The sequence below is a fragment of the Streptomyces sp. NPDC046712 genome (assembly GCF_040645695.1).
Lineage (GTDB): Bacteria > Actinomycetota > Actinomycetes > Streptomycetales > Streptomycetaceae > Streptomyces.
Genome location: NZ_JBEYYW010000042.1, coordinates 1 through 25,151, shown reverse-complemented (window position 1 = coordinate 25,151; position 25,151 = coordinate 1). Strand labels below are relative to the sequence as shown.

Genomic DNA, 25,151 nt, shown 5'->3' with positions numbered 1-25,151 from the left:
GACCCCGGAACGCGAAGGCCGCCCTCCCGTGGAAGAGAGAGCGGCCTCCGCCCTGCGCTGGTCCGCACCCTGGGTCAGAGCGCGCCGACGATGTCCTCGATCCGGTCCTTCGCGTCTCCGAAGAGCATGGAGGTGTTGTCGCGGAAGAACAGCGGGTTCTGTACGCCGGCGTATCCGGAGGCCATCGAGCGCTTGAACACGATGACCTTCTCCGCCTCCCAGACGGTGAGCACCGGCATGCCGGCGATCGGGCTGCTGGGGTCGTCGGCTCCGGCCGGGTTGACCGTGTCGTTGGCGCCGATGACGAGGACGACGTCGGTCTTGGCGAAGTCGTCGTTGATCTCGTCCATCTCGAGCACGATGTCGTACGGCACCTTGGCCTCGGCCAGCAGGACGTTCATGTGACCAGGCAGCCGGCCGGCGACCGGGTGGATGCCGAAGCGGACGTCGACGCCCTTCGCGCGGAGCTTCGAGGTGAGTTCCGCGACCGGGTACTGCGCCTGCGCGACGGCCATGCCGTAGCCGGGCGTGATGACCACCGACCGGGCCGAGCCGAGCAGTTCGGCGGCGCTCTCGGCGGTGATCTCCTGGTGCTCGCCGTACTCGACATCCGCGCCCGACGGCGCCTCGATGCCGAATCCGCCGGCGATGACGGAGATGAACGAGCGGTTCATCGCCTTGCACATGATGTAGGACAGGTAGGCGCCCGAGGAGCCGACCAGCGCACCGGTGATGATCAGCAGGTCGTTGCCGAGCAGGAAGCCGGAGGCCGCCGCCGCCCAGCCGGAGTAGCTGTTGAGCATCGAGACGACGACCGGCATGTCGCCGCCGCCGATCGAGGCCACCAGGTGCCAGCCGAGGGCCAGCGCGAGGACCGTCACGGTGATCAGCAGCCACAGCTCCGGCGTGATCACGAACCACACCGTCAGGGCGAGGAACAGGACCAGCGAGCCGAGGTTCAGGGCGTTCTTGCCCGGCAGCACCAACGGCTTGGAGTCGATCTTCGCGGCGAGCTTCAGGTACGCCACGATGGAGCCGGTGAAGGTCACCGCGCCGATGAACAGGCCGATGAACACCTCGGCGTGGTGAATGCCCAACGTGCCGAGCGCGTCCAGGGCCTTGGCCTCGTGGCCGTCGGGGTCGTGCTCGACGTTCAGGAAGCCGTTCCAGCTGACCAGCACGGCGGCCAGACCGACGAAGGAGTGCAGAAGCGCGATCAGCTCGGGCATTCCGGTCATCTCGACGCCGCGGGCCCGCTGCAGGCCGATCAGCGCGCCGATCAGCATCGCGACGGCCATCAGGCCGAGGCCGGCACCACTGACGTCGCCCTCCAACGCGAGCACGACCGTCGCGACGAGCGCGACGCCCATGCCGAGCATGCCGAACGCGTTGCCGAGCCGTGCCGACTCGTGCTTGGAGAGTCCTGCCAGCGCAAGGATGAACAGCAGCGCGGCAACAAGGTAGGCCGCCTGAGCGGCGAGGGTCGCAGACATGTCAGCTCCGGTTGAACATGGCGAGCATGCGACGCGTCACCGCGAAGCCGCCGAAGACGTTGATACTGGCGAGAAGAATCGCGACGAACGAGAGCACCGTGACCGCCGTGCTCGTGTGGCCGATCTGCAGGAGCGCACCGACGACGATGATCCCGGAGATCGCGTTGGTCACCGACATCAGCGGCGTGTGCAACGCGTGATGCACGTGCCCGATCACGTAGTAACCGATCACGATCGCGAGCACGAAGACCGTCACATGGGGCAGCAGCGCCGCGGGGGCGAACGCGGCGGTGAGGAACAGCGCCAGGGCGCCGAGGGCCACGCCGCCGAACTTCTGCTTCGCCGTCATCGGCGCCTTCCTCGGCACCGGCTGCGTCGCGGCCGCCGCAGGTGCGGGGGCCGGGGCCGCGGAGACCTGGACCGGCGGGGGCGGCCAGGCCGACTCGCCCTTGCGTACGACGGTGATCGAGCGCTGCACCGGGTCGTCCCAGTCAAGGACCAGCGAGCCGTCCATGTTCGGCGTCATCAGCTTCAGCAGGTTCACGAGGTTCGTGCCGTACAGCTGGGATGCCTGGGCCGGCAGCCGGCCCGCCAGATCGGTGTAGCCGATGATCGTCACGCCGTTCTCGGTGACGGTCTTCTCGCCCTTCACGGTGCCCACGACGTTGCCGCCGTTGGCGGCCGCCATGTCGACGATCACCGACCCCGGCTTCATGCTCGCCACCATCTCCGCGGTGATCAGCGTCGGCGCGGGGCGCCCCGGGATCAGCGCGGTGGTGACGACGATGTCGACGTCGCGGCACTGGGCGGCGTAGAGCTCGGCCTCGCGCGCCTTGTAGTCGTCGCCCATCTCCTTGGCGTAGCCCGTCTTCGAGACCTCCACTTCCGGGGACTCGATCGACAGGTACTCGCCGCCCAGCGAGCGGACCTGTTCGGCGACCTCCGGTCGCGGGTCGGTCGCCCGCACGATCGCACCGAGCGAGCCCGAGGCGCCGATCGCCGCCAGACCGGCGACGCCGGCACCCGCGACGAGCACCTTCGCCGGGGGCACCTTGCCCGCAGCGGTCACCTGGCCGGTGAAGAAGCGTCCGAACTCGTGGGCGGCCTCGATGACGGCCCGGTAGCCGGCGATGTTGGCCATGGACGACAGAACGTCCATCGACTGCGCCCGGCTGATGCGCGGTACGGCGTCCATCGACAGCGCCGTGAAGGGACGCCGACCCAGATCCTCGACCATCGCCGGGTCGAAGGCCGGCGCGAACAGGGCGATCACCGTCGCCTCCGGCCGTACCCGGTCCAGCTGTGCCGGCCTCGGGGCGTTGACCCCCAGTACCACGTCCGCGGCCGCCGCGTCGCCGACGGTCGCGCCGGCGGCCACGTAGGCGCTGTCGGTGAATCCGCCCGCGACGCCCGCGCCCGAGTCGACGACGACCTCGTACCCCAGTTTGCGGATCTGTTCGATCGTGGCCGGCGTGGCCGCGACGCGACTCTCACCTGCCCGGGCTTCCTTGAGGACTCCGACAATCACGAGTTTTCTCCGTTCACTAGGAGTGCCGTCATCGGCCCGTACCCCACCGGATCAGTAGTGCCCCCGCCATGATCCGGAGCACGCCGCTCAGCTTGACCGCCGAGAGCTCTCCTTGAACAGGACCCACGGGTGAGGTGTACGCAACATCCGCCCGGCCCTGGCCCTGACCTCACGCAACCGCGCACGGCCGCCTAAATACGGACGGAAGGGGAGCTGCGGCGCAGGCCGGGGACGCGTGCGGCGAGGGCCGCTCGGGTGGAGGGGGCGTCGACGTGCAGGTGCGCCTGCATGCCGACTGCTCGCGCGCCGAGCACGTTGGGCTCGGCGTCGTCGAGGAAGAGCACCCGCCCGGCGGCGACGCCCAGACGCTCGAGGGTCAACTCGTAGATGGGGGCCAGCGGTTTGCGCAGACCGACCTCGCCGGAGATGACGACGGGGTCGAACAGCGCGTCGATCCGTTCGCGCGGGTAGGTGTTGCCCCAGCTGTTGGACAGCAGGGCGACCCGGATGCCCAGCTCGCGCAGTTCCTCCACGAGCCCGAGCATCGCCGGGTCGAGGCGCATCCCGGCGAAGAGCCGGGCGAGCACACCGACCGGATCGACTGGGCGGCCGTCGATGGTGGTGAGTTCCGCGGCGAGGAGGGCGTCGAACTCCTCGACGGCCAGTTCGCCGGTTTCGAGGCGGTGGATCGGCGTCCCGTCGGGTGCGCCGCGGGACAGCCAGGCCTTGAGGGTCCGCGAGAACGACTGCGGCTCGATTCCGTCGGCCGCGAGCCAGGCCGCGATCGACTCCTTCACGGTCGAGGTGAGCACGCCGCCGTAGTCGAAGACGACGGCCTCGACGGGTGCCCCAGGGGGCGCGTCGGCCCGGCTCACTCGGCTGCTCCGGCCAGCGTGACGCCCCCGTCGACGACCACGGTCCGACCGGTGAGCCAGGCGGCGTCCTGCGACAGGAGGAAGGCGACGACACCGCTGATGTCCTCGGGTTCGCCGAGCCGCTTGAGCGGGTAGCCGGCGGCGAGCCGCTCCTCGCGGCCCTCGTACAGGGCGGTGGCGAACTTCGTCTTGACGACGGCCGGCGCGACCGCGTTGACCCGGATGTCCGGGCTCAGCTCGACGGCCAGCAGCTCGGTCATCGAGATCAGCATCGCCTTGCTGGCGCCGTACATGCCGATCATGGGCGCCGGCTGCACGCCGGAGACCGAGGAGACGTTGACGATCGAGCCGCCGTGCTCCCGCATCCACGCCCTGTGGACCGTCTGGGTCCAGGAGAGCGCGGCGAGGCAGTTGATCTCCACGATCTTGCGGGCGGCGGCGAGGTCGAGCTCGATCATCGGGCCGTACACCGGGTTGATGCCGGTGTTGTTCACCAGCAGGTCCGCGCTGCCGAACGCGTCGATCGCCCGGCGGACGGTGTCGGCCTGGTGCTCGTGGTCGTCCGCCTTGCCGGCGACGCCCAGCGCGTGCGCGGGGCCGCCGAGGCCCGCGACCGCCTCGTCGAGCGACTCCTTGGTGCGGCCGGTGATGACGACGCGGGCGCCCTCGGCGACGAGCCGCTCGGCGATGGCCAGGCCGATACCGCGGCTGGCACCGGTGACGACGGCGGTCTTTCCCTCGAAACGCTTCATGTGCCCCTCGTGACAGACTAAGCGGTTGCTTACATGGGTGGGGCCCACTGTGCCCCGGCCGCAGCCGCCCGTCAACAGTCGGCAGGAGTGACCCGGAACATGCCGGCGAAGGCGGACGAGACCGACAGTCGGAGGGCCGTGGTCACGGTGCGTGAGGGCGCCCGGGCGCGGCCCACAGCCAAGGGGCAGCGCGCGAGGATCCTGGCACGGGCGGCGACGGACAGCGGTGAAGTGTTACAACTGGGGATGTGAGCCCGTCCCGTCTCTCGTGCCCGGCGTACCGGTGCGGTCGAAACTAGGCAGAAGATTCGGAAGCGTCGCCGGACAGGTCTTCGTCCTTCAGGTGGCGATCGTGGTGCTGCTCGGCGCCGGGGCCCTGCTCGCCCTCGTGCTGCAGTCGCGGTACGACACCGACCGCGAGGCGCGCAACCGGTCGGTTTCCGTGGCGCAGACCTTCGCCCACTCCCTGGGCCTGCAGGAAGCGCTGAAGACGCCGGACCCGTCCGCGATCATCCAGCCGCTCGCCGAGGAGACGCGCAAGGTCGCGGGGGTGGACTTCATCGTGGTCATGGACACCGACGGCATCCGCTACAGCCACCCTCAGCCCGACCGCATCGGCGAGCGGTTCGTCGGCACGATCGAGCCCTCGCTCGCCGGCGAGGTGCACACCGAGAGCGTGGAGGGGCCCCTCGGCAAGGAGATCCAGGCGATCGTGCCGGTCACCTCACCCGAGGGCGAGGTCATCGCCCTGGTCTCGGCCGGTCTGACGGTGGAGAACGTGACCGGCATCGCCGACCGCCAGCTTCCGGTCATCCTCCTGGCCATCGCCGGCGGTCTGGCCCTGGCCACCGTCGGCACGGCGCTGATCAGCCGAAGACTGCGCCGCCAGACCCACGGGCTCGGCACGCAGGAGATGACCCGCATGTACGAGCACCACGACGCCGTGCTCCACGCCGTCCGCGAGGGGGTGCTGATCACCGACGACGAAGGACGGCTGCTCCTGGCGAACGACGAGGCCGGACGGCTGCTCGGCCTGCCGGACGACGCCGAAGGGCGTCCCGTCGACGAGGTCGGCATGGATCGCCGGATGGCGGAACTGCTGCTGTCCGGCCGGGAGGCCACCGACGAGGTGCTGGAGGCCGGGGACCGGCTGCTCGTGGTCAATCAGCGGCCCACCCGCCCCCATGGCCGCCCCCAGGGCTCGGCGGTCACCATCCGCGACTCCACCGAGATGCAGCTCCTGAGCAGCCGTGCGGAGACGGCCCGCAGACGGCTCAAGCTGCTCTACGACGCCGGCGGCGACATCGGCACCACGCTCGACCTGGTGCGCACCGCGCAGGAACTGGCCGACGTCGCCGTTCCCCAGTTCGCGGACTTCGTCACGGTCGACCTGGCCGACCCGGTGCTGGAGGGCGAGGAGCCCGGCCCCGGGGCCGACATGCGACGCACGGCGGTCAGCGGGATCCGCCCCGATCACCCGCTGTACCCGCTCGGCACACTGATCGACTTCCTGCCGTCCACCCCGCAGGCCCGCGGCTACGGCACGGGCGAGGCCGAACTCGTGCCCGATCTCAACGAGGCGCCGGGCTGGCACGCCCAGGACCCGCCGCGGACCTCGGCGATCGTCGGCTACGGGATCCATTCGCTCATCGCGGCTCCGCTGAAGGCCAGGGGCGTGGTGCTCGGCGTCGTCAACTTCTGGCGGTCGCAGAAGCCGGAACCGTTCGACGAGGACGACCTGTCGCTGGCCGAGGAGCTCGTCGGCCGCGCCGCGGTCACCATGGACAACGCCCGCCGCTACACCCGCGAACACACCCTCGCCGTCACGCTCCAGCGCAGCCTGCTGCCGCAGGACCTGCCCGAGCAGAGCGCCGTGGACGTCGCGCACTTCTACCAGCCCGCCCAGTCCGGAGTGGGCGGGGACTGGTTCGACGTGATCCCGCTGCCGGGCAGCCGCGTCGGGCTCGTGGTCGGAGACGTCGTCGGACACGGCCTGCACGCCGCGGCCACCATGGGGCGGCTGCGCACGGCGGTGCACAACTTCTCCTCCCTCGACCTGCCGCCCGACGAACTCCTCGCCCGTCTCGACAACCTCGTCCAGCGCATGGACGAGGAGGGCGACAGCACCGCCCGGAACGGTGGCGTCCTGGGCGCGACCTGCCTGTACGCCGTCTATGACCCCATCTCCCAGAACTGCACCATGGCACGGGCAGGACACATGCCACCGCTCGTGGTCGACCCGGACGGCACGACGACGATCTCGGAGCTGCCGGCCGGGCCCCCGCTGGGGCTGGGAGGCATGCCGTTCGAGACCATGGAACTGCACCTGGCGGAGGGCAGCCAGCTCGTCCTGTACACCGACGGGCTGGTCGAGGAGCGGTCCCGGGACATCGCGGAGGGTGTGGAAAGGCTGCGCACGGCGCTGAGCCACCCCGACCGGGACCCGCATGCCAGCCGGCGCGCCGTACTCGACGCCCTGCTCCCCAGCCGGCCGGCCGACGACATCGCGCTGCTGATCGCCCGGACCCGGACCCTGGGCCCCGGCCGGGTCGCGCAGTGGGACGTACCGTCCGACCCGAGCGAGGTCGGCGCCATCCGCAGCCTCGCGGCCAAGCAGCTGGAGGAGTGGGGCCTGGAGGAACTCGCCTTCACCACGGAACTGATCCTCAGCGAGCTCATCACCAACGCCATCCGGTACGGCGCCGCGCCCGTTCGCGTCCGTCTGCTGCGCGACCGCACCCTGACCTGTGAGGTGTGGGACGGCAGCAGCACCGCCCCCCACCTGCGCTATGCCGCAACCACCGACGAGGGAGGCCGCGGCCTGTTCCTGGTGGCGCAGCTCAGCGAGCACTGGGGCACCCGCTACACACCGGAGGGCAAGGTCATCTGGGCCGAGCAAACCCTGCCCACCGCGGACAGCGCCCTCTTCTAGGGGGAAGTCGCCCGGGGCCTCAGCGGCCCAGGCTTGAGAGAACCGCCTTCGCCGCGTTCTCGCCCGAGGTCGCCGCATCAGCGAGTGACGGCATGTCGAGCTGATAATCGCCGGCCAGGTAGATCGGTCCGAGGGGGTTGCGCAGCGTCGGCAACGACTCGCGTCCCCGGGGCGCCCAGAACGGCACCACGCGGTGGTGGCGTCGCACGATCCCGTCCCCGAGTTTCCCTTCGAGCTGGGGGTAGACCGAGAGCAGGTCCTTGGAGAACCGAGCGACGATCTCTTCGTCGGAGAGCTCGAACAAGGCGTCGGCCGAGGCACCACCGGCGAAGCATGCCAGCGCACCGCCCGGCTTGCGCGGGCCGGCTTTGCGCATGGCGGCAGCGTGGTTGAACATCGCCTGGAAGGAGAGCTGCGGCGTGGAAACCCCGAGGAGTCCGTCCCAAGGCTGGGGCCCCTCCTCTTCGGTGAAGAAGCCGACAATCACGTAACGGCCGTAGCGAATGTCGTCGAACGCGTTACGGTGCGTCGGCGGAAGTTCCGGAAGGATCTGCTGCGCGACGTCGCTGGGAACCGTGACGATGGCGCGTTTCGCGCGCATCCGCACCGGGCGGCCCGCGTCGACGTAGTTCACGACGACCCCGTCTCCGCTCTTCTCCACGGACCGGACGGTCGACTTGAGCCGAAGGCGTTCGCCGAGGTCCTTGGCAAGGATGTCGGTCAAGGTCTGATTACCGCCGACCGGCAGGGCGAAGTTCGGCACCTTCGCCGGGTCCGCCAGAGCAAGGCCGATCGACACCACCAGCTGGGTCGCCGCCGTCTCTTCCGGCTCACACCCCATCCACTGCCCCGACCAGGACCGGACCACGGCCCGGGTCAACTCGGAGCGAACGCCGCGCAGGAGGTCCGAAGCGAGACGCCTGTCGAGCTTGGCCCGCACCTTCTTCGCCAGGCGGCTGTCCGACTCCAGGAACGGGACTGCGGAGAGGATGCGGGCGCCGACCATCGCCATGCCGACCCGGTCCATGAAACTCATCCGCGTACGGAACATGAGGGCGAAAACGTTGGACGTGTCGACCAGGACGCCGTTGAGGAACAGCGCCACGCTCGTGTCGGCCAGCGATCCCATCTCGATACCGTGCTGGTGGAGAGCGTCGATCAACGGCCCGGTCCCCTCCGTGAACTGGGTCCCGACGTTGACCCAGTAGTCGCCCTTCCGGACCGTCTCGACGCGTCCGCCCGGCCGATCCTCCGCCTCGAGCACGACGACGTCGGCCTTGCCTGCGAGGGTGGTGGCCGCCATCAGGCCCGACATTCCCGCGCCGATGACCACGACGTCGCAGTTCTCCTCGTCCACACGTTGCAGTGCGGCCATGACTCACAACTCCTTTTGCCTATGCGCCGAGGTCAGCGATTTGCCGACGGCTCCGGTCGGTTCACTAGTGCCGCGCCGCGCCGGGCGTTCCGCCGGCTTCCGTTGATCAGGTCGTTGAAACGGTCGACAGTCCAGATGGTGCGCAGCCCCGGAGCGCCCATCATCAAAGGGCGAGGGAACGTGGGCTTCTCCGCCCAGAGGGTCTTCAGGTCCTCGTGCCGTTCCCCGTCCACGATCAGGTCGGCGATGAGCGAACCGACGTACGGTGCCTGGGCCAGGCCGTGGCCGTTGCATGCGACCGAGTAGAAGACGCTGTCGCCGATCTGGCCGGCGACCGGAAGCCACGACGGGGTGATCGCGACCCATCCGCCCCAGGCGCGCGCGGCCGCGACGTCGGCGAGCGCGGGGAAGCGCGTTGCGAAGGCGCGTGCGAGATCGGCGACGACAGCCTCGTCGGGCTTCCTCGGGGGAAGCGGGTAGTGCTTCCCCCGCTGGAGCCGACGGACGCCGAACACGATGGTGTTGCGTGTGGTCAGCCGGTAGTTCTCCATGATGTTGTGCTGGGTCACCACACCCGACCGGCTGGTCCACCCCAGCGCGGCCAGGCGCGCGGGATCGATCGGCTCGGTCTCCACCTCGCTGACCCAGATCGGCACGGACAGCCGCTTCGGAGCGATGGCCAGCTCGCCGCCGAAGGCGTTCGTCGCGAGTACGATCTTGTTCGCGCGTACCTCGCCCCCGGGCGTCCTGATGACGACGTGATCGCCGTCCCGCGTGACGTCGGTGACGCGCGTCCGCTCGAAGACCCGGACGCTCGACGCGAGGACGACGCGGCGGATGCCCAGGCTGAACTTGCCGGGGTTCATCATCCCGCCGACGGACTCGCGCATACCGCCCAGGAATCCGCGAGGGATGCCGAGTTCAGCGCTCGTGCCCAGTTCGACGTTCGCGCCTGCCTTCCGCAGGAGCTTCGTCACGCGGCGCACACGGCCCATCTGCCCACGGGACACGGCAGCACAGACGTTGCCCGTCGCCTCGTAGTCGCAGTCGATGTCCAGTCGTTCGATCAGCCGCTCCAGGAAGTGCGCGGAGTTCTCGGCGAACCGGACCACGCCGGGAAACCTCCTGGGGTAGAGCATGCTCAGGAGCTGGATGTCGCCCCCCGGGGCGCCTGCCACCTGCCCGGCGTTGCGCGAGGCGGAGCCGTGACCGCAGAACTCGGCCTCCAGCAGCACCACGTCCCGACCGCGCTCGGCCAGCCGCAGCGCCGTCGACATGCCCCCGAGGCCGCCGCCGACGACCGCGACCTCACAGGTGACGTCCTCTCGCAGGGCGCACCGGACATCGCTGGGCGGGTCGACCCACCCGCTGAAGGTGGTGTACTCGACGTTGTCCGTGTTCATCTCACTGTTCCTCGTTTCGCGTCGTACGCAGGGGGATGCCGTTCCGGCTCTGCTCGGCCTCAGGCCAGCTCACGCTTGAGGATCTTTCCGGTGCCGGTCATCGGCAGGCTCGACACGATCTCGACGATGCGGGGGTACTTGTAGGAGGCCATCTGCTCCTTGCCCCAGGCGATGAGCTCCTCGGCGCCGACGGCGGAACCCTTTTCGAGGATCACGAAAGCCTTGATCTCCTCGCCGTGGCTGTCGTGCGGAACGCCGATGACCGCTGCCAGGCTCACCGCGGGATGGGTGAGCAGTACCTCCTCGATCTCGCGGGGATAGACGTTGAAACCGCCGCGGATGATGAGGTCCTTCACGCGGTCGACGATGTAGAGGAAACCGTCCTCGTCGCGCCGTGCGAGGTCTCCGGTGCGGAACCATCCGTCGCGGATCACCTCGGCCGTCGCCTTCGCGCGGTTGTAGTAGCCCTTCATGACGTTGTGACCCCTGATCGCGATCTCGCCGACCTCCCCTGCCTCGGTGACCTCGGTCCAGTCCGGCCGGATCAACTTCAGCTCCACGCCCCAGATCGGGACGCCGATCGAGCCAGGTCGGGCTTCGAGCCGGGGGTCGCTGAACGTGGCGACGGGCGACGTCTCGGACAGCCCGTACCCCTCGAGGACGGTGATGCCGAGGCGTTGCTTGACCTGGCTGATGATCTCGACAGGCAGGGCCGCCCCACCGGAGATCCCGATCCTCAGGTGCGCGGCGATCCGGTGGACGTCGATGTCGTCGGTGAGGGCGTTGAGCAGTCCCCACCACATGGTCGGAACACCGGCGAAGAACGTGATGACCTCGCGGTCCATCAGCTCGACCACCTCACGGGCGGCGAAGCGCGGCACGAGGTGCAAGGTCGCGGCGACCGAGAACCCCGCGTGCATCTGCACCGTCGCACCGAACGTGTGGAACAACGGAAGGCACACCAACTGGCTGTCGGCGGCCGGTTCGCTGCGGAACAGCCGGTTGCAGGCCATCACGTTCAACATCGTGTTGGCGTGGGAGAGTTCGGCGCCCTTGGGCCGGCCGGTCGTTCCCGACGTGTACAGGATGACCGCCGTGTCGGTCGGCTCTCTGACCACCGACTCGAACACGGTGCTCATACCGGCGAGTGCCTGACCGAGCGTCTCGGCACCGGCGATCGGACTGGGGGCTTCCGGGTCGGCGGTGATGACGAAGAAGTGCTCCACCGCCTTGACCTCGCGGTACCCGGCATGGCCCTCTGCGGCCATGGCCAGCTCCGGCGTTCCCTCGAAGCAGAAGTACGCCGAGACGTCCGCGTCGTCCAGGTGGTAGGCGATCTCGCGGCCCTTGAGCAGGACGTTGAGCGGCACCACGACCGCCCCGGCCTTCAGGACGCCGTAGTAGACGATGGGGAAGTAGGGGAGATTGGGGCAGCTCAATGCGACCTTGTCGCCGGGCCGGACACCGCGGGACACCAGCAGGTTGGCGACCTGGTTCGCCGCCGCGTCGACCTGACGGTAGGTCAGCCGGTTCGAGCCGAGTACGAGTGCGTCCCGGTCCGGGTACGCGCGGGCGGAGTCTTCGAGGAGGATCGAGAGGTTCAGCATGGGGGTTCTCCAGCGGCGGTGGGTTCGGTCATCGGGCGACGCGTTTCACAGCGGAAGGTCCGGCGAGTCGACGCCGACCACCCGGTCGCCGCAGAACACGCGCACCGACTCGGCCGGGCCGTGGCCGCCGATGCCGGCCGGTCCCCAGAAGCTCTGCGCGGAATCGTCGCCGAGGTCGGCGACCTTCGCGCCGTTGACGCGCACCTCGCCGGACTGCACCCGCGAGCCGACCGCGATCGCACGCTCGACATCGCTGCCGAAGACGTAGGCGTCGAGTCCCGACGGGGCGGCGTTCGCGATGCGCAGCGCCTCCTCGTCGGAATCGACGGCGTGCACGGACACGAGGGGACCGAACAGCTCCGCGGTGGCCTTCGCGGGGTCGGCCCCGGCGGCGACGGTCGGCGAGAGGAAGAATCCGTCGAGATCCGGCAGCCGGGCGGGCTGGTGGATGGTGGCTCCCAGGGCGCGCAGTCCTTCGATCCGGCTCTCCAGCGTCGCGAAGTGCGGTGCGTTCGAGATCGGGCCGAGCTCGACGCTCTCGTCGAGGGAGTGACCGACCACGATCTTGGCGATGCGCTCGGTCAGTGCTTCGAGCAGCGGCCCCACCAGACTCCGGTGGGCGAGCACCTTGCCCGGCCCCTCACACCATTGGCCGTTCAGTTTGGTCATTCCCTCGAAGATGCCGTCGGCGGCGACCTCGACGTCGGCGTCGTCCAGGACGAGCGCGGGGTTGTTGCCGCCGAGCTCCAGCTGAAGGACCTTGAAGTCCTCCGCGGCGGCGCGGGCGATCGCACGGCCGGCGACCGGACCGCCGGTGAATGAAACGATCTTGATGCGCGGGTCACCGGTCAGCGCGGCACCCACCTCGCCGCGGCCGTGCACGAGCTGCAGGGCGCCGGAGGGCAGTCCGGCTTCGACGAAGCACTCGACGATGATCTGGGCGCTGCCCGGAGCGTGCTCCGACGGCTTCAGAATCACCGGGCACCCCGCCGCGACCGCGCTCACGACCTTGGCCGCGGGGATGAAGCTCGGGCCGTTCCACGGGGTGAGGATCGCGGCCGGTCCCCACGGGACCTTGTACAGGCGGACGTCACGGCCGTCCGCCGCCAGCGCTCGCACGCGGGGGATGCTCAGCAGTTCCGCTGCCGTCGCCCGGATCCTGGCGGGTAGGAAGGCGGCCACCTTCCGCGTGACGCCGATCGGCACGCCGCTGGTCAGGGAATCCGTGCGGGCGATGTCCTCCGCTCGGCTCTCGATGAGCACGGCGACGCGTTCCAGCATGTCCGCGCGCTCTCGACGGGCCTCTTCGTCCCACCGGCCGACGCTGTACACGCGCTCCGCGTGCCGCAATGCCCGTTCGACGTCCCCGGGTCCGGTCGTGACCATGGGGTGCAACGGCCGGCGCGTGTTGGGGTCGACGTTCCATTCGTCTTGGATCGTCTCGCAGTCGCTCCAGGCGTCCGCGATGTAGTTCACCGGCCGGGGAACGGCCGTCTCGCTGCTCGACATGTGAGTCACCTCCGCGTCCGTGTTCATCAGGCCTTCAGGTCGACGACGATGCGGGTCACGTCACCGCTGCGCATCGCCTTGAAGCCCTCGTTGATCTCGCCGAACGGGATGACCTGCGTGACCATCTCGTCGAGCAGCAGCCGCCCCTGCTGGTACAGGCGTGCGAGCTGGGTGATGTCCTGGCGCACCTGACCGGAGCCCATGTACGAGCCGATGAGGCGCTTCTCGCCGAAGAAGAAGTCCGACGCGGGCAGTGTGAGCTCGGTGCCTGCCGGGGCGATGCCCACCAGGCACGCGGTGCCGGTCGCCCGCAGCACCGACAGTGCCGTGGCCGCAGTGCGCGCCGAGCCGACGGCCTCGAACGAGTAGTCGACTCCGTCGCCCAGCAGGTTCCGCACCTCCGCGGCGACGTCTTCGGCGCCTCCGTTCACGACGTGGGTCGCGCCGTAGCCGCGCGCGGCTTTCAGTCGCGCCTCGTCCAGGTCGATCGCGACGACGGCCGAGGCCCCCGCGAGCCTGGCTCCTTGGATGATGGCCGATCCGACTCCGCCGCAGCCGATCACCGCGACCGTGCTTCCCGGACGAACCCGGGCGCCGCGGAAGACGGCGCCCACGCCGGTGATGACACAGCACGCCAGGAGACACCCCACGTGCAGCGGCACCGCGTCGTCCAGCTTCACCAGCGCGTTCTCCCGCATGAGGGTGTGCCGCGAGAACGCGCCGATGTCGCCGAGCCGCTCGACCGGCCGGCCGTCCGCCAGCTGGAAAGCGGGCCGCGGACGTCGCCGGATCTCCTCGACGCGCAGGCACTGCGTCGACCGGCCGGCCTCACAGTTGACGCACCGGCCGCACGACGGCGTCAGCGCCCCGACCACGCGGTCGCCCGGGCGCAGCCCGGTCACCGAGGAGCCGATCGTCTCGACCACGCCGGCCACCTCGTGTCCCACCACCACCGGCAGATCGGTCGGCACCGTTCCGGTCATGTAGTGCAGGTCGCTGTGGCACAGTCCCACGTGGGAGACCGCGACGCGCACCTCGTCGGGCTCGGGGTCGTCCACCTGGATCGCGGTCATCTCGAGCGGCTCGTTCACCGCGGTGAGCACCGCGGCCTCTGTGTCGATCACGTCCAAGTCTCCTCTGTCGTTCGTTTCGTGAAAGTGATGCGGTGTCGCCCCCGTCCCGGAGCTATTCGCCGGCGCCCTTGGCGGCCCAGAAGCCCTCGATGCCGGCGCTGAACACCCCGCTCTCCCAGGCCTTCTGCGCGGCGACGTCCTCACGGGCGAAGGCCTGCTCGATCTCTTCGGGCCGCGGTCGCAGGAGCGCCAGGTGAAGCGCCGTCGTATTGCTCTCCGGCGTCCAGGCGACCACCAAGTCGATGGCCCGGTCGACGAGTTCGTCCGGCGCGACGATCTCGTCCAGGAGCCCGATCCGCAGGGCCTCTTCGGCGCCGATCCGCGGCGAGCCGAGGACCATGCGCATGGCGTGGTTCCGGACGAGGCGGGTCAGGAGCAGGCTCGACGCGTTCGAGATCGTGATCCCGCGACCGTTCTCCGGCTGGTAGAACTCCGTCGCCGGGGTTCCGATGCGCGCGTCGCAGCAGAGGGTGATCTCCGAGGCGCCGCCCACCGCAAGACCGTTCACCGCCGCGACGACGGGGATCCGCGTCTCCACGACGGCCCGGGTGATGTCGTGGAAGCTCTCGAACGCCTCGCGGACCTCCTCGTACGAGGTCGGCACGGACCGGAGGTCCTCACCCGACGAGAACGCCCGGCCCTCGCCGGTGAGCACGATCCCGCGCACGTTCTCGCCGGAGCCGTATTCCCGGACGACGCTCGCCAGCCGCAGCCGCGTGGCGACGTCCATGGCGTTCAGCTTCTCCGGACGGCGCAACGTCAGCACCGCCACACCGCGGACGACCTCGACGCCGAGGAAATCCGTGGACGGGACGTCGGGCGCGCCGGCGGTCCCGCGCCGGGCGCCAAGGTCGTAGGTGACGCCGGGCTCGGCCGCGGCGCGCTCCTTGAGCGCCGGCTTGGACACCCGCTCGGACGGTGTACGGGGGAAGTCGGCGACGAACTCGACGTAGCGCGGCACCTTGAAGCGGGCGAGCTGCCGACCGGCCCGGTCGACGATCCGCGCGGCGGTCGTGCGGTCGGCCGGCATCCCGGCGGCGAGCTGGACGAAGGCCTTGACCTCTTCGCCGAACGTCTCGTCGGGTTCGGCGACGACCGCGCTGGCCACGACCGCGTCGTCACGTTCGAGAACGGCCTCGACCTCGGCGCTCGCGATGTTCTCGCCGCCGCGACGCACCATGTCCTTGATCCGCCCGACCAGCTGGATGCCGCTGTCAGGCCGGCGGACGACGACGTCTCCGGTGTGCAGCCAGCCGTCCCGCAGCACGCGGGCGGTGTCCTCCGGGCGGTTCCAGTAGCCGCGCATCATCGGCTTCCCCGAGACGATCAGCTCACCGGGCTCGCCGTCGGGCACATCGGCGCCCTGCGGATCGACCACCCGGACCCGCTTGCTCGGCACCGGTAGCCCCAGGCTCCCGCTCCCCACGGCGGTCACGTCGTCGACGGGACTGAACATGTCGACGCCGGACTCGGTCATACCGTAGATCTCCCGCCACGGCGCGCCCCAGCGTTGCTCCAGCTGGGCATGGAGCCCGACCGGAACGCCCGAGCAGAGCACCAGGCGCACCTCGTTGTCCAGGTCGTCGGGGCTCGGCGGCTGCTTGAACAGCAGCGTCGGCATGGACCCGAGCACGTAGAAGAAGGTCGCGCGATGGCGGCGGACGTCGGCGAAGAAGCCCGACGCGGAGAACCGGGGGAGCACGACCAGCGGGGCCCCGACCGTCAGGGCGAGCGCGGTGTTCCACTGCGGGTCCATGTAGGAGAACGGCTGAGCGGTGAGCAGGACGTCCTCGGACCCGAGGCCGGTCGCCGCGGCGCAGGTCCAGGCAAGCCGCACCCAGTAGTCGTGGGTGAGCATGCACGCCTTGGGGAAGCCGGTGGTGCCCGACGTGTACTGCAGGTTCGCCAGGGTCTCGGCGGTGGGGCGCGCCTTCGGAGCGGTCGCCGGGAACGGCGCGGAGCCGTCCGCGGCGACGTCGACGATGCGCAGATCCGCCAAGTCACTCTCACCGACGGCGACTTCCGTCAGGAGAGCTGCCCGCTCGCGGTCGGTGAACACGACCCGGGCTCCCGAATCCCGCAGGAGGAACGTGAGATCAGCCCGCTTGTACGAGGAGTTGACCGGTACCGCCACAGCGCCGGCCTTCAGTACTGACAGCCACACGACGGGCCAGTGCACGATGTTCGGGAGCATGATCGCGACGCGGTCGCCGGCCTGGACGCCGTCGACCTCGATCAGCCGGTGCGCCAGCCTGGAGGTCCAGGCGTCGATCTCGGCAAAGGTCCAGGATTCGTCTCCGAAGCGCAGGAACTCCTGATTCGGCGATCGCCGCGCGCGCTCGGACAGCAAGCCGGTCAGTGTCGCGGTGGACGGGTCCTCCCCCATCTGCTCGGGCCTGACGGCCGGTCGCGGACGGTGCGAGGCCACGTTTCCCTCTCGTTGAGGCGTTTCTTTCACGACCACGACTGCTTCCTCTGCATGGGATGTTCTCCTCGGTTCTCTGCCTTGATCGCGGCCGGCGCTTCCCTCGCCGCGACGGGAGCGCGGCTGCTCAGGCGCCGGCGACGCGGCTCTGTTCGGGCCGCTCCGGCTCCGCATCGGCCGACTCGTTGTGGGCGTGCAGGGCGCGGTAGGCGAAGTAGTACATGCACATCTGGAATGCCCAGGTGCTCAGCGCGGCGGTGTAGAAGAGGGTGTGCGCCTCGTCGTCGCCCGGGATGGGGAAGAAGTCGTAGGTCGCGGCGATGACGAATGCCGCAGCGGTGGCCGAGCCCGCGCCGACGGCCATTCCCTTCGCGCCGATCGCCCAGAGCCGCTTCGAGAAGTAGAGCAGGAACAGACTGGTCAGCACGTTGACGACGACGTAGAAGATGTCCAGCGCCAGTCCCAGCCGTTCGCCGAACAGCTGCAAGAAGAGTCCGACACCGGCCGCGAACGCGAACACGCCGACATCGGTCGCCTTGGACGGCTTGTACCGGTGCGTCGCCCCCATCAGGCCCATGACGAGAATCAGCGTGATGCCGACCGACCGGGAGAACGCGTCGAGGAAATGCGCCGCGGTGTACATGGGGCTGTCCTGGTCGGCCCCCAGGAGCGCGTAGACGAGGAAGTTCGTCCCGGAGGTGGCGACGATGATCCATTCGAGGCCGAGCAGGTAGTTCCCGTATTCCCGGATGAACTTCCATCCGAAGGTGAAGCCAGCGGTGATCATGAACACGTCGGCGAGCAGGAAGAGCGCTGCTTTGAGTTCCATGTGTCCTCGGTTCCTTGAAAGCCTCGTCGGCCTCCACGGCTCTGCCGAAGTTCTCGATCGAGCGAGATCGGCGAGGGTCGGGGGCCTTCACGAGGGGGGTGATGTTTATGCTGCTGCATCACGGTCGACCGATCAAGTCATCTGACCAACTATTTGCGCAAAGGTGCTGCGGCCTGGGCTGATGCAGCCGATCCGCCTGTTAGCCTGGGCGCTGACTTGATCGATCGTCCAACTTCGGCAGGGGGCACAAGTGGCACGCGTACCGGCGGCCGAGCGGCGCAATGACCTGGTGAACGCCGCCATCCAAGTGATCGCGAGCCACGGTGTCGACGGTGCGACGACCCGCCGGATCGCCGAGCAGGCCAACGCTCCGCTGGCGACGCTGCACTACTGCTTCCAGTCCAAGGAGCTGCTGTTCGCAGCCGTCTTCGAAAAGCTGGCAGAGCGGTACCGCGAGGTTCTGGTCGCGAACGACGTGCACGGCGACGTGAGCGCGACGGCGCGTGCGATCCTCCGCGGACTCATGGACTGGTACCTCGAGGCCTCGGATTTCGCCGCCGCGACCATCGAGCTGATCAGCTGGGCGCAACGCACGAAGGAGCATCCGGCCGAGGCCGTGTACAACGAGGCGTTCAAGGTCATGCGCTCGATCCTCGAGAGAGCGTCCTCCGGACAGGACATCGCGCCCGAGACGATCGACCAGATCAGCTATGTCGTCGGCACCTTGTCGGACGGCTTCGTCATGAACTGGCTGACGTACGCCGATCGCGCCCAAGCCGCCCTGCAGGCGGAGGTCGTCATCGACGTCCTCGATGCGTGGCTGGCCGCGAAGCTCGCCTGATCACGAGCAGCACCGCCGAGTCCGCCGGGCGCGGCGGTGACCGGCGGACCCGAGTGCGTCTGCCGGCGACGGCAGGCGGACGCACTCGGATCCGCTCGTCACAGGCGTTTCACGGATTCCTCGACGATCCACGTCATCGTCGGATCGTCGCTCTTCATCCATTCCGGATGCCACTGGACACCCAGAACCGGTGCGTCCGGGAGCTCCACCGCCTCGACCACGCCGTCGGCCGTCCGGCCCGTCACGACGAGCCCCACGCCGCAGCGATCGACTGCCTGGTGGTGCCACGAGTTGGTGACGGTCCGCGCCCCGAACAGTCCCGCCACGATCGAGCCGGGCTCGAAGGTCACGAGGTGATCGTCCGTGCCGTCGGTGAGCGCGGCCTCCTGCGACAGGTGCCGCACCTCGCCGGGCGGCAGGTCGGCGATGAGCGTGCCGCCGAGCGCGACGTTGAGGATCTGCATGCCCCTGCATACGGCGAGCACCGGGATCCCTCGGTCGAGCGCGGCGCGCACGAGTGCGAGCTCGTACGCGTCCCGCTCGGGGTCGTGGACCATGGGGTCCGTACGCGGGTCGACGTCGCGGACCACGGACGGGTCCCCGCCCCAGCACGCCGGATGCAGGTCCTGCCCGCCGGTGATGACGACGCCGGCCAGCCAGTGGCAGACCGCCTCCGGATCCGTCTCGTACGAGAGGTTCACCGGGAGCCCGCCGGCCTGTGCGATCCGGATGCCGTAGTCGGACATGTAGCTGTCGGCGCAGCGATCGCCGTACCGGGGGTCCGCACCCCTGATCAGGTCCAGCCGGATCCGCCGACCGGTGATGCCGATGAGCGGCAGCGCCGGGGTCGACGCATCGCCCTGCCCGCTCACGGCAGTTCGAAGTATCGGGTGGACTCCCACGGGGAGAGTTCGGTGAACGGGTCACCGCCCGCGGTGTGGAACTGCATCCACTCCCACCGGCGTGATCCGACCCAGTAGTCCACGAAGTCGGAGCCGAGGAGGTCGCGAAGGATCGGATCGGCTTCGAGTGCGGCGGCGGCCTTCGTGATGGTGTCCGGCAGGCGTGTGATGATCCCGGGCGGCATGCACCACGCCATGTCGGTGACCGGCTCCGGCGGTTCGATCTTGCGTTCCAGACCTGCGATCACACCGGCCAGCACGCCGGCCAGCGCGAGGTACAGGTTCGCGTCCGCCCCCGGGACCCGGTACTCCAGGCGGGAGTACGACGGATGTCCGCATACCGCCCGGACCGCGGTGGTCTTGTTGCTGATGCCCCAGCTGACGGTGACCGGCGGGCCGCTGAGATCCACCAGGCGCCGGTACGAGGTGATCTGCGGTAGCACGATCGAGCAGTTGCCCTCGAGCGTCGCGAGCAGGCCGCCGATGGCATGGCGCATCGTCTCCGACGGCCCCGCCTCCGCGTAGAACGCGTTGACGCCGTCGCGCTGCAGAGACAGATTGATGTGCGAGGCCTGTCCGTAACCCGCGGTGGGCTTGGCCATGAAGGTGACCGTGTGCCCGCGGTCGAACGCGACCTCGCGCATGATCTGGCGGGTCCGTGCCCAGGCGTCACAGATCGTGATCGGGTCGCCGGGAGCCAAGTTGATCTCGACCTGACCGGCGGCGTCCTCGTCGCTCCAGGCCTCCCACTCGATGCCCACCGCTTCGAGCCGGTCGGCGACGGCGTTCATGTACCCGCTCCAGTCCTTCGACTTCGCGAGGTGGTAGGCCGTACCCGCACTCCCGCCGAGCGGGGTGAGGTCTCGGTATCCGCGTGCGCGCGCCTCGTGGATCGACTCCTCGAAGACGGTCGCCTCGATCTCGACGGCGACGGTCGCGGTGAAGCCGAGCGAGGCGAGGCGGCCGATCATCTTCCGCGTGAGGTTGCGCGGACAGAGAGGGACCGGTGTGCCGTCCTTCAGCCAGTAGTCGCCGACCACGGCGTCGAGACCCGGCTCCCACTCGACCAGGGTCGACATGTCGGGGCGGAAGTAGACGTCGTCCAGATGCCCGCGCCAGTCGGGGAAGGCGAAGCCCAAGGCCGGGGCGTTGCCGAGGTCGAGCCCGAACAGGAGGTCGGCGAAGGCGAACCCCGAGTCCACGCCCGAGGCGAACTTCTTCGGCGCCACGGTCTTGCCGAGGAACGAGCCGTCGTGGTTCGTCGCCTCGAGCCGGACGGCCCGAGTGCCGGCGTCACGGACGTCAACTCCCGTGACGGGCTGGGTGAGTTCAGACATCGTAACGAACCTTCCAGGATGCGCCGACCATGACCGACAGCTGAGAAAGGGTGCCCTGAACCCCGAGCACACCCGTGGACAGGACAGCGAGCAGGTCGTCGGCTCCGGAGAACACGCCGGCGAGCGTCTCGGGGGCTCCGGCGATCAGGTACTGCGTCGAGCCCTCGCCGAGCACGACCTGCTCCAGGCCCTCGGGGCCTTCGGTGACCGCGACGAGCACGTCAGGAATCCCCTGCACGGAACGCGCGGCAGTCCAGAAGTGCTCGGCGGCGGCCTGCCAACCCGGTACCGGCGGCGACAGCGCGAACAGCGCGTCCGCAGCGAACTCGGCGTCGCCCGCGGGAGCTTCAGCGGGCGCGAAGCGGGCGTTCAGGTCGACGGTGATCGCGGCGTCGGGTTCGTCGGGGACTCCGCTCGAAACGGCGACGACGCCGCCGCCGAAGGTGATCGTCGCCGCCTGCGGCGTGTCGTGGGACCGGATCGCCACCGTGGCGGCCGCCTTGTGCAGCACCGGGAGCGCATGGCCTGCGCGGGCGGAATCCCGCAGGGTGCGGCCGATCAACCGAACGAGGGGAGTCGCATCGTCCTCGATTCGAATGACGACCTCTCCGGCCGCCTCTGCGCCGGACACCGCAGGGACCGTAGTGGTTTCGGTCATCCTCCAGTCCTTTCGACTTCGGGAGATCGCGCGCGCCGCGCATCGGCCGCTCCGGATCTCGCATGGGGTGATCGACTTGGTCAAGTGACTCGATCAGATGACTAGGATGGTGGGGCACGGGTTACCACATGTCAATGACTTCAGAGAGGTCCCGCCGTGAACGACGCGCAGCCCCCGTACTGGGATCAGTTGGACGCCGATGCGCAGTTCGTCGCCCGCCTCATCGCCGAAACCCTCAAGAAGCCGGTGCGCGAACTGGGTCCGGAAGCGGCACGGAAACTCCTGGGCACCACACCGCCGGAGCGGCCCCTGACCCACCTCGACCGGGTCGATCGCCTGACCCTGCCCGCCCGCTCCGGCGAGCTCCGCGCGCGCCTCTACCACCCGGACGGCTCATCGGAGTCCACGGGCCCTCGCCCGGCGCTGGTGTATCTACACGGTGGCGGATTCGTGCTCGGCACCCTCGACGGAGTCGACGAGGTCTGCCGCGCGATCGCCGCCCGATCCGGGTGGGCGGTGTTCTCCCTGGAGTACCGGCTCGCGCCGGAGAACCCCTATCCGGCAGCGCTCGACGACTGCTTCGACGCGTTCGCCTGGCTGCGCCGGTCGGCTGCCGGGCTCGGCATCGATCCGGACATGGTGGCCGTGGGGGGAGATTCCGCGGGCGGCAATCTGGCCACCGCACTCTGCCTCAAGCTTCGGGACCTGGGGCTCGCGCAGCCCGTGTCCCAGGTGCTCGTCTATCCCGCCGTCGACGATTCGTTCGCCACCCCATCCTGGACCGAGTTCGCCGACGCACCCCTGTTGACCGGGGCGGACGCTCGCTGGTTCTGGGAGCAGTACCTCGGACCGGACCATGTGGGAGGCGTCGACCATCTCGCGGCCCCGATGCGCGCCGAATCACTGCGCGGTCTCCCGCCGGCACTCGTTCTCACCGCCGCCGTCGACCCGCTTCGCGACGATGCCGAGGCGTATGCCGAGAGGCTGCGGCGGGACGGCGTCGAGGTCACCGCGACCCGCTGCGCCGGTGTGTTCCACGGCTTCTTCACCGAGGTGGGCGTGTTCGCCAGGACGGACGAGGCGATCGCCCAGGTGGCGCGCCACCTGCGGGACGTCGCCGACGCGTGAGCATGCGCGGCCGCGCAACTCGATTCGGATTCGACTATTGACCGCCACTCGGGCCGCTGACTAGCCTGAGTCGGTCATACGACCAAGTCGAATGACCCATACGGGCTCCTCGGCGTACCGAGGGTGAACGGCTCCCCGCCGCGGCTGACGGCCGGATGCCGCCCGCGTTTCGACTACCCGAAGGCAGATGCATGACAGACAAAACTCCCGTCGCCGCCCCCGTCGTCGACGTCCTCTGTGTCGGTGCGGGATTCTCCGGCCTCTACGCCGCCTACAAGGTCGCCGAGAAGGGCTGGACATTCGCCGGATTCGAGGTCGCGCCCACCGTCGGCGGCACGTGGTACTGGAACACGTACCCCGGTGCGCGGTGCGACGTCGAGAGCGTCTACTACTCGTACTCGTTCAGCGAAGAGCTGCAGCAGGAATGGACCTGGAGCGAGCGCTTCGCTCCGCAGGCCGAGATCCTCAGCTACATCGATCACGTCGCGGACCGCTTCGACCTGCGCCGGCACTTCAGCTTCAACACCCGGGTGACCTCGGCGACCTGGCTCCCGGACGAGCGCCTCTGGGAGGTGGCCCTCGACTCCGGCGAGACCCGGCGGGGTCGCTATCTGCTCGCCGGCTCGGGAGGCCTCTCGACGCCCAAGGACTTCGACGTGCCGGGCCTGGAGAACTTCACCGGGACCACGGTCTCGACGAGCCGGTGGAACATCCCGCTGAGCGATCTGGCGGGCAAGCGCGTCGCCGTGATCGGCACCGGGTCGTCCGCGGTGCAGTGCATTCCGCTCATCGCCGAGGTCGCCGAGCACCTCACCGTGTTCCAGCGCACCCCCAACTACGTGTTCCCGGCCCGGAACGCCCCGCTGTCGGCCGATGTCGTCGACGAGATCAAGAGCAGTTACGCGGCGATCCGCGAGGAGTGCCGCCACTCGCTCGGCGGCATCCCGGACCGCATCCCGGATGCCGCGGCGTTCGACGTCTCAGACGAGGAGCGGCGCGAGCGCTACGAGAAGGCCTATGAGCGCAGCGGGTTCACCGGTGTCGGCGGCGAGTTCTCCGATCTGCTGACCGACGCGAGGGCCAATGAGACCGCGGCGGAGTTCGTGCGCGAGAAGATCCGCCAGATCGTCCAGGACCCTGAGACCGCCGCCGTCCTCGAGCCCCGCTTCCACGCACTCGGCGCCAAGCGCAGCTGCTTCGGCACCGACTACTACGAGACCTTCAACCGCCCGAACGTCTCGGTGGTCTCCCTGCGCGACCAGCCCATCGAGACCATGACGAGCGACAGCATCGTCACGGCGGGCGGCTCCTACGAGGTCGACGCCCTCGTGATGGCGATCGGATTCGACGCCTTCACCGGCCCTCTGTTCGCGCTCAACGTCTCGGCCCCGGAGTTCGGCAGGCTGCAGGACGCGTGGAGCGACGGAGTCAGGACGTACCTGGGCATCATGACCGCCGGGTTCCCGAACTTCTTCATGATCGCCGGACCGCAGAGCCCGGCACTGGCGAGCAATGTCGTGGTCACCATCGAGCAGGCCGTCGACTGGATCATCGATCTGATCGGACACGCGAGGGCGGAGGGCGCCGAGGTCATCGAGCCGACGGCCGAAGCCCAGGACGACTGGGTGAAGATCACCGAGGACACGGTGAACCAGACGCTGTACGCGACCACCGACTCCTGGTACCGGGGTTCGAACGTGACCGGCAAGCCGACGACGTTCCTCGGCTACGTGGGCGGCGTCGGCAAGTACCGCCGGATGTGTACCGACCTCGCCAAGCACGGCTACCCCGGTATCGGGCTCGACGGCGCGACCGTCGCCCGCCGTATCGGCCGCATCGACGAGGAGATCGCATGAAGGTCGTGCACCAGCGCTATGTCGCCCACTCCGAGGCGCACTACGCGGGGAACCTGGTCGACGGGGCCTTCGGGCTGAAGCTGTTCGGAGACGCCGGCACGCACCTGGCGATCGCCATCGACGGCCACGAGAGCCTGTTCGCCGGGTACGCGTCGGTCGAGTTCCTCGCCCCGGTCCGCGGCGGCGACGTCGTCGAGGCCGAGGCCCGCCTGGCGTCGAAGGGGACCCGTAGCCGGACCGTCGACTTCGAACTGCGCGTCATCTGCCGCACGGTCGACGACACCGGCCGGGCCGAGGTGCTGACAGAGCCCATCGTCGCCACCCGGGCACGAGGAACCGCCGTCGTTCCGGCCGGCGCCGGAACGACGGCACGGTGACCGTCGGGGGGAGTGCCCTCGACGCGTAGACGCACGTCGCGGTGGGGCGTTGTATCCCCCTTTCCAGACAGGGAGTTCGGCCTGGCCCGGTCCGCGGCGAGGCCAACCGCGCCCGCTGGGACGAACGGGTCCCGATCCACGCCGCCAGCGCCTTCTACGACCTCGATGCGTTCCGGGCCGGCAAGGACGCC

Annotated in this window: 19 protein-coding genes; 5 read left to right on the top strand and 14 right to left on the bottom strand. The window is 69.4% G+C overall.

Annotated features, from left to right (window positions below):
• Positions 1 to 74: 74 nt before the first annotated feature.
• The 4 genes from pntB to ABZ939_RS34675 form a co-directional block, all read right to left on the bottom strand.
• Positions 75 to 1,493: a Re/Si-specific NAD(P)(+) transhydrogenase subunit beta gene (pntB, locus tag ABZ939_RS34690; protein WP_361864207.1), complete on the bottom strand. Its 1,419-nt coding sequence runs from the start codon at positions 1,491 to 1,493 to the stop codon at positions 75 to 77.
• A 1-nt stretch (position 1,494) separates the two neighbouring features.
• On the bottom strand, positions 1,495 to 3,021 hold the full coding sequence (locus ABZ939_RS34685; RefSeq protein WP_361864205.1) for a Re/Si-specific NAD(P)(+) transhydrogenase subunit alpha: 1,527 nt from the start codon (positions 3,019 to 3,021) through the stop codon (positions 1,495 to 1,497).
• Between the two features lie 191 nt (positions 3,022 to 3,212).
• On the bottom strand, positions 3,213 to 3,896 hold the full coding sequence (locus tag ABZ939_RS34680; protein WP_361864204.1) for an HAD family phosphatase: 684 nt from the start codon (positions 3,894 to 3,896) through the stop codon (positions 3,213 to 3,215).
• Positions 3,893 to 4,648 (bottom strand): SDR family oxidoreductase, encoded by a 756-nt coding sequence (locus ABZ939_RS34675; RefSeq protein ID WP_361864203.1) that lies wholly within the window; start codon positions 4,646 to 4,648, stop codon positions 3,893 to 3,895. Before ABZ939_RS34675 ends, ABZ939_RS34680 begins: the two co-directional genes overlap by 4 nt.
• A 343-nt stretch (positions 4,649 to 4,991) precedes the next feature.
• Here ABZ939_RS34675 and ABZ939_RS34670 point away from each other — a divergent pair, with 343 nt between their 5' ends.
• Positions 4,992 to 7,580: a SpoIIE family protein phosphatase gene (locus tag ABZ939_RS34670; RefSeq protein ID WP_361864202.1), complete on the top strand. Its 2,589-nt coding sequence runs from the start codon at positions 4,992 to 4,994 to the stop codon at positions 7,578 to 7,580.
• A gap of 19 nt (positions 7,581 to 7,599) precedes the next feature.
• Here ABZ939_RS34670 and ABZ939_RS34665 read toward each other — a convergent pair whose 3' ends face one another.
• The 7 genes from ABZ939_RS34665 to ABZ939_RS34635 form a co-directional block, all read right to left on the bottom strand.
• Complete coding sequence (locus ABZ939_RS34665) at positions 7,600 to 8,955, bottom strand: NAD(P)/FAD-dependent oxidoreductase (RefSeq protein ID WP_361864200.1); 1,356 nt, start codon at positions 8,953 to 8,955, stop codon at positions 7,600 to 7,602.
• Positions 8,956 to 8,987: 32 nt separating this feature from the next.
• Positions 8,988 to 10,358 (bottom strand): FAD-binding oxidoreductase, encoded by a 1,371-nt coding sequence (locus ABZ939_RS34660; protein WP_361864198.1) that lies wholly within the window; start codon positions 10,356 to 10,358, stop codon positions 8,988 to 8,990.
• A gap of 59 nt (positions 10,359 to 10,417) precedes the next feature.
• Entirely contained in the window at positions 10,418 to 11,965 is a 1,548-nt protein-coding gene (locus ABZ939_RS34655; protein WP_361864196.1) for a long-chain fatty acid--CoA ligase, read from the bottom strand.
• Between the two features lie 45 nt (positions 11,966 to 12,010).
• Positions 12,011 to 13,474, bottom strand: coding sequence for an aldehyde dehydrogenase (locus ABZ939_RS34650; protein ID WP_361864194.1), 1,464 nt, complete (start codon positions 13,472 to 13,474; stop codon positions 12,011 to 12,013).
• A gap of 26 nt (positions 13,475 to 13,500) precedes the next feature.
• A complete protein-coding gene (locus tag ABZ939_RS34645; RefSeq protein ID WP_361864192.1) occupies positions 13,501 to 14,598 on the bottom strand; it encodes a Zn-dependent alcohol dehydrogenase in 1,098 nt (365 codons plus the stop codon).
• 61 nt (positions 14,599 to 14,659) lie between these two features.
• Complete coding sequence (locus ABZ939_RS34640) at positions 14,660 to 16,957, bottom strand: AMP-binding protein (protein ID WP_361864190.1); 2,298 nt, start codon at positions 16,955 to 16,957, stop codon at positions 14,660 to 14,662.
• A gap of 202 nt (positions 16,958 to 17,159) precedes the next feature.
• Complete coding sequence (locus ABZ939_RS34635; RefSeq protein WP_361864189.1) at positions 17,160 to 17,861, bottom strand: transporter; 702 nt, start codon at positions 17,859 to 17,861, stop codon at positions 17,160 to 17,162.
• Between the two features lie 250 nt (positions 17,862 to 18,111).
• Here ABZ939_RS34635 and ABZ939_RS34630 point away from each other — a divergent pair, with 250 nt between their 5' ends.
• Positions 18,112 to 18,702: a TetR/AcrR family transcriptional regulator gene (locus ABZ939_RS34630; RefSeq protein WP_361864187.1), complete on the top strand. Its 591-nt coding sequence runs from the start codon at positions 18,112 to 18,114 to the stop codon at positions 18,700 to 18,702.
• A 98-nt stretch (positions 18,703 to 18,800) separates the two neighbouring features.
• Here the strand turns inward: ABZ939_RS34630 and ABZ939_RS34625 are convergent, their stop codons facing one another.
• The 3 genes from ABZ939_RS34625 to ABZ939_RS34615 are packed head-to-tail and all read right to left on the bottom strand — an operon-like array spanning position 18,801 to position 21,599.
• Entirely contained in the window at positions 18,801 to 19,574 is a 774-nt protein-coding gene (locus ABZ939_RS34625; protein ID WP_361864185.1) for a gamma-glutamyl-gamma-aminobutyrate hydrolase family protein, read from the bottom strand.
• Positions 19,571 to 20,941: a glutamine synthetase gene (locus tag ABZ939_RS34620; RefSeq protein ID WP_361864184.1), complete on the bottom strand. Its 1,371-nt coding sequence runs from the start codon at positions 20,939 to 20,941 to the stop codon at positions 19,571 to 19,573. The genes ABZ939_RS34625 and ABZ939_RS34620 overlap by 4 nt, the downstream gene beginning before the upstream one ends.
• Positions 20,934 to 21,599: a hypothetical protein gene (locus tag ABZ939_RS34615; RefSeq protein ID WP_361864182.1), complete on the bottom strand. Its 666-nt coding sequence runs from the start codon at positions 21,597 to 21,599 to the stop codon at positions 20,934 to 20,936. The genes ABZ939_RS34620 and ABZ939_RS34615 overlap by 8 nt, the downstream gene beginning before the upstream one ends.
• Before the next feature lie 156 nt (positions 21,600 to 21,755).
• Between ABZ939_RS34615 and ABZ939_RS34610 the strand changes: the two genes are divergently transcribed.
• The 3 genes from ABZ939_RS34610 to ABZ939_RS34600 all read left to right on the top strand — a co-directional run bounded on the left by ABZ939_RS34610 (position 21,756) and on the right by ABZ939_RS34600 (position 24,960).
• Entirely contained in the window at positions 21,756 to 22,727 is a 972-nt protein-coding gene (locus tag ABZ939_RS34610; RefSeq protein WP_361864180.1) for an alpha/beta hydrolase, read from the top strand.
• A 191-nt stretch (positions 22,728 to 22,918) separates the two neighbouring features.
• On the top strand, positions 22,919 to 24,583 hold the full coding sequence (locus ABZ939_RS34605; RefSeq protein ID WP_361864178.1) for an NAD(P)/FAD-dependent oxidoreductase: 1,665 nt from the start codon (positions 22,919 to 22,921) through the stop codon (positions 24,581 to 24,583).
• Positions 24,580 to 24,960, top strand: coding sequence for a hotdog fold domain-containing protein (locus ABZ939_RS34600; RefSeq protein WP_361864176.1), 381 nt, complete (start codon positions 24,580 to 24,582; stop codon positions 24,958 to 24,960). The genes ABZ939_RS34605 and ABZ939_RS34600 overlap by 4 nt, the downstream gene beginning before the upstream one ends.
• Positions 24,961 to 25,151: the final 191 nt, after the last annotated feature.